Origin of the sequence: Micromonospora sp. D75, assembly GCF_018070405.1 — a bacterium.
GTDB lineage: Bacteria > Actinomycetota > Actinomycetes > Mycobacteriales > Micromonosporaceae > Micromonospora > Micromonospora chalcea.
Window position 1 is genome coordinate 1 of the sequence record NZ_JAGPXV010000307.1, and the last position, 6,975, is coordinate 6,975.

Consider the following 6,975-nt stretch of genomic DNA (forward strand, 5'->3'; position numbering starts at 1 on the left):
GGCCGATGTAGGGGGAGGGGCGCGCGTCGGCCGGGAACCGGTGCAGCCACTCGTCGGCCACCTCCCGGGACGCCCCGCACTTCACCCCGACCCGCGCCTCTCCCTCGGGCGAGCCGAGGAACGCGAAGATCCGGCTGCCCACCTTCACCACCTCGTCGCCCTCCCACGGCCGGTCGAGCCAGGCTCCCGGCTTGGCCAGGCAGTAGGCGAGCATCTCCTCGCGCGTCATCGCGTCCTCCCGTGCCGTCGTCCGGCGCAGTCTCGCCCGCGGCTGTGACAGTGCGCGCCGCCGGTCAGTCGCCGGTGCCGGTGCGGACGGTGAGCCGCTCGTAGCGCTGCCGGGCCGCCTGGGCGCTGCCCAGCCCCAGCCCGAAGGCGATCGCCTGCCAGGTCATGCCCCGGCCGCGGGCCACCTGGAGCAGCCCGGCCTCCAGCGCGTCCACCTCGGAGCGCACGTGCGGGATGAGCGTCAGCGCGGCCATCAGGTCGGCCTGGTCAACCGGCTCCTCACCCTCGTCCAGCTCGGCGCCCCCGGCGAGCGCCATCACCAGCGTGGCCGCCTCGTAGGCGTCGGGCACGTCGGGGTGGGCGTAGCGACGGCGGCGGGAGTTGGTGCCGGCGTGCCGCTCGGCGATCCGCAGCAGCGCCGCGTAGTTGCGGTGTGCCCGGGCCTGGGCAGCATCCGGAGCGGTGAACGGGTCGTTGTCCACGGTGACCATGTCGTCCATCCCACACCCAAGAATGGCCCGTTGTCAACACCCCGTTGAAAGCCCTTCGTGTAAAACACCGTGACCTCAACGCATGGTGAAGGGTCGGCGCGTCATGCCACCACAGACGCGCCGCAGGGTGTCCCGGGTTGCCCGGAACGGCCGATTCAGGCCGGCGAGTTCCGCACCGGGGCGGCCGGAGCGGGCCGGCGACGCGGGGTGTGCCGCCGGTAGACGCTCACGCTCGGCTCGTCCGCCAGCCAGAACCGCCACGGCAGGTCGTGCGCGGCGGCGACCCCGACACGCGGCCCGGCGACGATGCGCGCCGGGTCGACCGGGCTCGCCGGTGGCGTCAGCAGCAGCGGGCCGCTGCCGTCGATAGCCGAGGTGCCGTTCGCGTCCCGCCCGATCCCGAGCGCGGTGACCAGCCGGGCCGGCCCGCGGGCCAGATCCCGGTCGGCGGCGTGCGGCCTGCGCTCGCGGGCGGTCTCGACGCCGCCGACCACCTCGCCCGCGCGCAGCAGCACCGCCGCCGCCTCGCCGTCCCGCCCGCAGACGATGTTCGCGCACCAGTGCATGCCGAACACGAAGTACACGTAGACGTGCCCGGCGGGCCCGAACATGACCTGGTTGCGCGGCGTCGGCCCGCGGTGGGCGTGCGACGCCGGGTCCTCGCCGGTGCCCGCGTACGCCTCCACCTCGGTGAGGCGTACCGTGACGCCGCCGGCCGACACGGTCCAGCCGAGCAGCGTCCGCGCGGTCTGCGCGATCTGCGCGGCGGGCGCGGAGAGCCAGGGGTACGTCATCGCGGCAAGGGTAGTCGGTGGGAGGCGCGTGATCCGGGCCACGCCGGGGCGGGCGGCCATCGGAATAGTTGACTCGTCAAATATGTTGTGAGGAGCAATCCCGGGCCGACCGGTCCGGACCCCACGCGAGGAGCTGGTCATGCAGTTCGGAGTCTTCACCGTCGGTGACGTCACCCCCGACCCGACAAACGGGCGACTGCCGTCCGAGCGTGAGCGGATCAAGGCCATGACCGCCATCGCGCTCAAGGCCGAGGAGGTCGGCCTGGACGTCTTCGCCACCGGCGAGCACCACAACCCGCCGTTCGTGCCGTCGTCGCCGACCACCATGCTCGGCTGGATCGCCGCGCGCACCGAACGGCTGCTGCTGTCCACCGCGACCACGCTGATCACCACCAACGACCCGGTGAAGATCGCCGAGGACTACGCGATGCTGCAGCACCTCGCCGACGGCCGGGTGGACCTGATGATGGGGCGCGGCAACACCGGGCCCGTCTACCCGTGGTTCGGCCAGGACATCCGCAACGGCATCCCCCTGGCCATCGAGAACTACGACCTGCTGCGCCGGCTCTGGCGCGAGGACGTGGTCGACTGGAAGGGCCGGTTCCGTACGCCGCTGCAGGCGTTCACCTCGACCCCGCGCCCCCTCGACGGCGTGCCGCCGTTCGTCTGGCACGGCTCGATCCGCAGCCCGGAGATCGCCGAACAGGCCGCGTACTACGGCGACGGCTTCTTCGCCAACCACATCTTCTGGCCCAAGGAGCACACCCAGCGGATGGTCGGCCTCTACCGGGAGCGGTTCGCGCACTACGGCCACGGCTCACCCGACCAGGCCATCGTCGGCCTCGGCGGGCAGGTCTTCATGCGCCGCAACTCCCAGGACGCGGTACGCGAGTTCCGCCCCTACTTCGACAACGCCCCGGTCTACGGGCACGGCCCGTCGCTGGAGGAGTTCACCCGCGAGACGCCGCTGACGGTGGGCAGCCCGCAGCAGGTCATCGACCGGACGCTGGGCTTCCGCGAGTACGTCGGCGACTACCAGCGGCAGCTGTTCCTGATCGACCACGCCGGCCTGCCGCTGAAGACGGTGCTGGAGCAGCTCGACCTGCTGGGCGAGGAGGTGGTCCCGGTGCTGCGCAAGGAGTTCGACTCGCTGCGTCCCGCGCACGTGCCCGAGGCGCCCACCCACGCCGGCCTGCTGGCCGCCCGCGACGCTGCGCCGGCCGACGGGGAGCAGCGATGACCCGCCGTACTCTGGCGGTCGTCTCGGCCGGGCTCGCCCAGCCGTCGTCCACCCGTCTGCTCGCCGACCAGCTCGCCGCGGCCGCCCGCGACGAGCTGGCCGGCCGCGGCGCGACGGCGGAACTGCGCACCGTGGAGCTGCGGGAGCACGCCCACGACGTGGTGAACCACCTGCTCACCGGCTTCGCGCCGGCCGCGCTGCGGCAGACACTCGACGCCGTGGCGGCCGCCGACGCGCTGATCGCGGTGACGCCGATCTTCAACGCGTCCTACAACGGGCTGTTCAAGTCGTTCTTCGACGTGATCGACCGGGACACGCTCGCGGGCAAGCCGGTGCTGATCGGGGCGACCGGCGGCACCGCCCGGCACTCCCTCGCGCTGGAGCACGCAGTCCGGCCGATGTTCACGTACCTGCGGGCGGCGACACTGCCCACTGCGGTGTTCGCCGCGCCGGAGGACTGGGCCGGTGACGACGGGGACAGCGCGCTGCGGTCCCGGATCCGCCGGGCCGCCGCCGAGCTGGCCGAGCAGGTGGACCGCCGCCCGCCCGCGACCGGCCCGGCCGACCCGTTCGCGCTCACCACCGACTTCGCCGACCTGCTCGCTGGCCGCGACCCGGCCTGACGCCGCGGCGTCTGACGCTCGCGCCACGAAGCACCCGGCCGTAGACGCCCACATCGATCACGCGAGCGTAGGGCCATGCACGACCGGGCCGAAGCAGCCTGGCGGACTCCGGTTCGGCGCGAACCGACCGCTACCGAGCGTTACCGTCCCGGCGAACCACGCCGGAAACTCGATATGACTGAGAGGCATATTTATGCCTCTCAGTCATATCGCTCGGAAGACATCTCTCGCGCCGGGCGGCCCGGCGGACAGGGCCGGCGCGGGGCCGCCGCCCGCGAGGCGGCTCAGTCGTCGGCCGGCTCGGGCCGGTGGGCGACGAGCACCGGGCAGTGGGAGTGCTGCACCATTGCCTGGCTGACCGAGCCGAGCAGCAGCCCGACGAAGCCGCCCCGGCCCCGGGAGCCGACCACCACGAGCGCCGCCTCGCCGCTGGCCTCGACGAGCGCAGTCTCCGGCGAGGGGGAGGTGACGGACCGCTCCGTCACCCGCAGGCCCGGATGCGCCGACCGGACCCGGTCCGCGGCCTCGGCCAGCAGTCCCGCCGCCTCGGCCCGCTCGGCGGTGGACGCCTCCGCCGCGACCTCGGGCGCCACCGCGCCGCGTTCCGGCGACCGGACGTGCATCAGCACCAGCTCCGCGTCGCGCCGCTCGGCCTCGTCGGCAGCCAGCTCGATCGCGTACGCGGCCGAGTCGGAGCCGTCCACGCCGACCAGCACCGGCCCGTCCACCGGAATCGGCTGCTCCTCCGGGCGGACGATCAGCACCGGGCAGTGCCCGTGCTGCGCGAGCTGCCCGCTGACCGAGCCGAGCAGCAGGCCGGCGAAACCGCCCACGCCCCGGCTGCCCACCACCACCAGCTCGGCGCGGCGGGACTCCTCGACCATCGTCGCGCCCGGACCGCCGGCCACCTGGCGCACCTGCACCCGCAGGCCCGGGTGCCGCTCGGTCAGGTCGGCGGCGACCGACTCGAGCATCTTCTCCGCCTCCGCGGTGGGCGCCGGCACCCCCAGGTCGTACGGGTTGAGCGGCACGCCGTAGCCGAGCGGGTGCAGGTAGCCGTGCACCAGCACCAGCGGCCGGGAACGTGCCACGGCGGTCGCGGCAGCCAGGTCGGCGGCGGCCAGGCTGGACGGCGATCCGTCCACTCCCACCACGACGGGTCGGTTCATCAGGTCTGTTCCCTCCGGTCGGCTCAGGCCATTGTGGCGGTCCCGGCGGCGCCGGGACCGCCGAACCGGGGTCAGCGTTCCCGGCCCCCGCGGTGCCGGACGACGGCCAGCGGGCTGTGGCAGTGGTGCAGCACGGCGTGGCTGACCGAGCCGAGCAGCAGCGAGCCGAGGCTACCCCGCCCGTGCGCGCCGACCACCGTCAGCTGCGCCCCGACGGACTCCTCGACCAGCACCCGGGCCGGCGTGGCGGCGGCGACCAGCTTCGGCCGCACCGTGACCTCCGGGTAGCGCTCGGTCCAGCCGGCGACCGCCTCGGCCAGCACCCGCTGCTCGTCGGCGCGCAACTGCTCCGGCTCGTACGCCAGCGGCAGGACGTCGCCGAACGCCTCGCGGTAGCTCACCGGCTGCGGGTACAGCCAGGTGTGCACCACCACCAGCTCGGCGTCGCGCGCCGCGGCCTCGGCGAACGCGAACCCGACCGCCTCGTCGGACAGCGCGGACCCGTCCACGCCGACCACCACCGGGCCGTCGGCGCGGGCCTCGCCCCGGGCGACGAGACCCGGGCAGTCCGCGCGGGCGGAGAGCTGCACCGCCGCCGAGCCGACCAGGAGTTCGGCGAAGCCGCCCAGGCCACGGTGGCCCAGCACGAGCAGCGCGGCGTCGCGGCTCTCCCGCAGCAGCACCGCGACCGGCCCGCCGTCGACCACCGCGCCGGTCACCGCCAGCTCCGCGTCGACCTTGCGGGCCTCGTCCACCGCCTCCTCGACCAGCTTCTCGGCCTCCTGGCGCAGCTCGATGTCGGGCAGCACCGGGGCGACCATGCCCAGCGGCGTGCCGACCAGCGGCCACAGGAAGGCGTTCACCACCCGCAGCGGCCGGTGCCGCAGCACCGCCTCTCGTGCGGCCAGCCGTACCGCGTCCAGCGCGGACGGGGAGCCGTCCACGCCCACCACGACGGGGGCACCGGTCCTGTCGGTCATGACGTCCTCCTTCGGTTCCCCCTCAGCCTGCGCCGACGGCTCCCACCTGGGCAGAGTCGATCCGCCCGGCAAGGCCGGGACCATCGGCCCCTACCGGCCGGGGCCGTTCGCGAGGTGGAATGGGAACCAGTGCTCCCTCCTGTCGATCCTGGAGGCGCGATGACCCCGCTGGAGATGCTCCGCGTCCACCCCTTCCTGGCCGGGCTGCCCGACGAGTGGCTGCCCCGGCTCACCGGGTACGCCCGCCCGGTGGTCTGGCACCCCGGGCACCGGCTGTTCCGCGCCGGCGCGGAAGCCGACCGGTTCTGGCTCGTCCGCGGCGGCCAGGTGGCACTCGACTTCCCGGTGCCGGGCCGCGGTGACGTGGGCATCGAGACGATCGGCCCGGGCGGCGTGCTCGGCTGGTCCTGGCTGTTCCCGCCGTACCGCTGGCAGTTCGGCGCGGTCGCCACCCAGCGCAGCACCGCCGTGGAACTCGACGCCGACGGGGTACGCCGGCTGATGGAGTCCGACGACACGCTCGGCCGCCAGCTCACCAGCCGGTTCATGAGCGTGGTGGTGGACCGCCTCCAGGCGTCCCGGGTCCGGCTGCTCGACCTCTACGGCTACCCGACGGCCGCAGCCAGCTGAACCGGCGCGCGGTCAGGTGACGGTGAGACCCCGGGCGGCGAACTGACCGCGTACCCGGGTCAGCAGGTCGGCGTCCGGCGGCTCGGTGTCCGCCAGCGGGAACGTCAGCCCCAGCTCGGCGTACTTGTGCGCACCGAGCCGGTGGAACGGCAGCACCTCCACGCGCTGCAGCGTGGCCAGCCCGGCCGCGATGTCGGCCACCCGCTCCACCTCGTCGACCGCGTCGGTCAGGCCGGGCACCAGCACGTACCGGATCCACATCGGCGTACCCCGGTCGGCCAGCCGTTGCGCGAACCGCAACGTCGGCGCGAGCCGGCCGGTGCCGGTGACCCGGCGGTACGTCTGCGGGTTGCCCGCCTTCACGTCGAGCAGCACCAGGTCGGTGGCGTCCAGAAGCGTGTCGTCGGCGCGGACGCCGAGGAAGCCGGAGGTGTCCAGCGCGGTGTGCAGGCCCAGGTCGACGTGACAGCGCCGCAGCAGCTCCCGGGTGAACGCCGGTTGCAGCAGCGGCTCCCCGCCGCTCACCGTGACGCCGCCCCCGGCCACCTGGATGAACCGGCGGTACCGGCCGGCGAGCGCGACCATCTCGTCCACGCTGCGGCGGCGGCCGCTGCGGCCGTACCAGGTGTCCGGGCTGTGGCAGTAGCGGCAGCGCAGCGGGCAACCGGCCAGGAAGACCACGAACCGGGTGCCCGGCCCGTCCACCCCGACCGAGGTGTCCCAGGAGTGCACAGCGCCGGTGACGCACCCCGGCGCCGCCGCAGTCACCTGCGGCGGCGCGGGCGGGCGGCCGTTCACAGCGACCCGTGGAAGGTCCGCG

Annotated in this window: 9 protein-coding genes; 3 read left to right on the plus strand and 6 right to left on the minus strand. The window is 74.3% G+C overall.

Translation table 11 applies throughout. The features are described 5' to 3' along the window. The 3 genes from KBX39_RS18565 to KBX39_RS18575 form a co-directional block, all read right to left on the minus strand. Positions 1-229: MmcQ/YjbR family DNA-binding protein (locus KBX39_RS18565; RefSeq protein ID WP_210871713.1), on the minus strand; the 229-nt coding region annotated here is incomplete at its 3' end. A 64-nt stretch (positions 230-293) separates the two neighbouring features. Then, positions 294-728, minus strand: a complete 435-nt coding sequence (locus KBX39_RS18570; RefSeq protein ID WP_030502457.1) for a hypothetical protein — start codon at positions 726-728, stop codon at positions 294-296. Positions 729-874: 146 nt separating this feature from the next. Continuing rightward, positions 875-1,513, minus strand: coding sequence for a DNA-3-methyladenine glycosylase (locus KBX39_RS18575; RefSeq protein ID WP_210871715.1), 639 nt, complete (start codon positions 1,511-1,513; stop codon positions 875-877). 139 nt (positions 1,514-1,652) lie between these two features. Here KBX39_RS18575 and KBX39_RS18580 point away from each other — a divergent pair, with 139 nt between their 5' ends. Next, positions 1,653-2,753 carry an LLM class flavin-dependent oxidoreductase gene (locus KBX39_RS18580; RefSeq protein WP_043324916.1) on the plus strand — a complete coding sequence of 367 codons (1,101 nt, stop codon included), beginning with the start codon at positions 1,653-1,655 and terminating at the stop codon, positions 2,751-2,753. Continuing rightward, complete coding sequence (locus KBX39_RS18585) at positions 2,750-3,376, plus strand: CE1759 family FMN reductase (RefSeq protein WP_210871718.1); 627 nt, start codon at positions 2,750-2,752, stop codon at positions 3,374-3,376. Before KBX39_RS18580 ends, KBX39_RS18585 begins: the two co-directional genes overlap by 4 nt. 284 nt (positions 3,377-3,660) lie before the next feature. On the opposite strand, the gene KBX39_RS18590 is transcribed toward KBX39_RS18585, so the two are convergent. Next, positions 3,661-4,545, minus strand: a complete 885-nt coding sequence (locus KBX39_RS18590) for a universal stress protein (protein WP_064448488.1) — start codon at positions 4,543-4,545, stop codon at positions 3,661-3,663. A gap of 71 nt (positions 4,546-4,616) precedes the next feature. Then, entirely contained in the window at positions 4,617-5,525 is a 909-nt protein-coding gene (locus tag KBX39_RS18595; protein ID WP_210871720.1) for a universal stress protein, read from the minus strand. A 159-nt stretch (positions 5,526-5,684) separates the two neighbouring features. Between KBX39_RS18595 and KBX39_RS18600 the strand changes: the two genes are divergently transcribed. Continuing rightward, positions 5,685-6,155 carry a cyclic nucleotide-binding domain-containing protein gene (locus tag KBX39_RS18600; RefSeq protein ID WP_210871722.1) on the plus strand — a complete coding sequence of 157 codons (471 nt, stop codon included), beginning with the start codon at positions 5,685-5,687 and terminating at the stop codon, positions 6,153-6,155. Positions 6,156-6,167: 12 nt separating this feature from the next. On the opposite strand, the gene pflA is transcribed toward KBX39_RS18600, so the two are convergent. After that, positions 6,168-6,953 carry a pyruvate formate-lyase-activating protein gene (gene pflA / locus KBX39_RS18605; protein WP_051611069.1) on the minus strand — a complete coding sequence of 262 codons (786 nt, stop codon included), beginning with the start codon at positions 6,951-6,953 and terminating at the stop codon, positions 6,168-6,170. Positions 6,954-6,975: the final 22 nt, after the last annotated feature.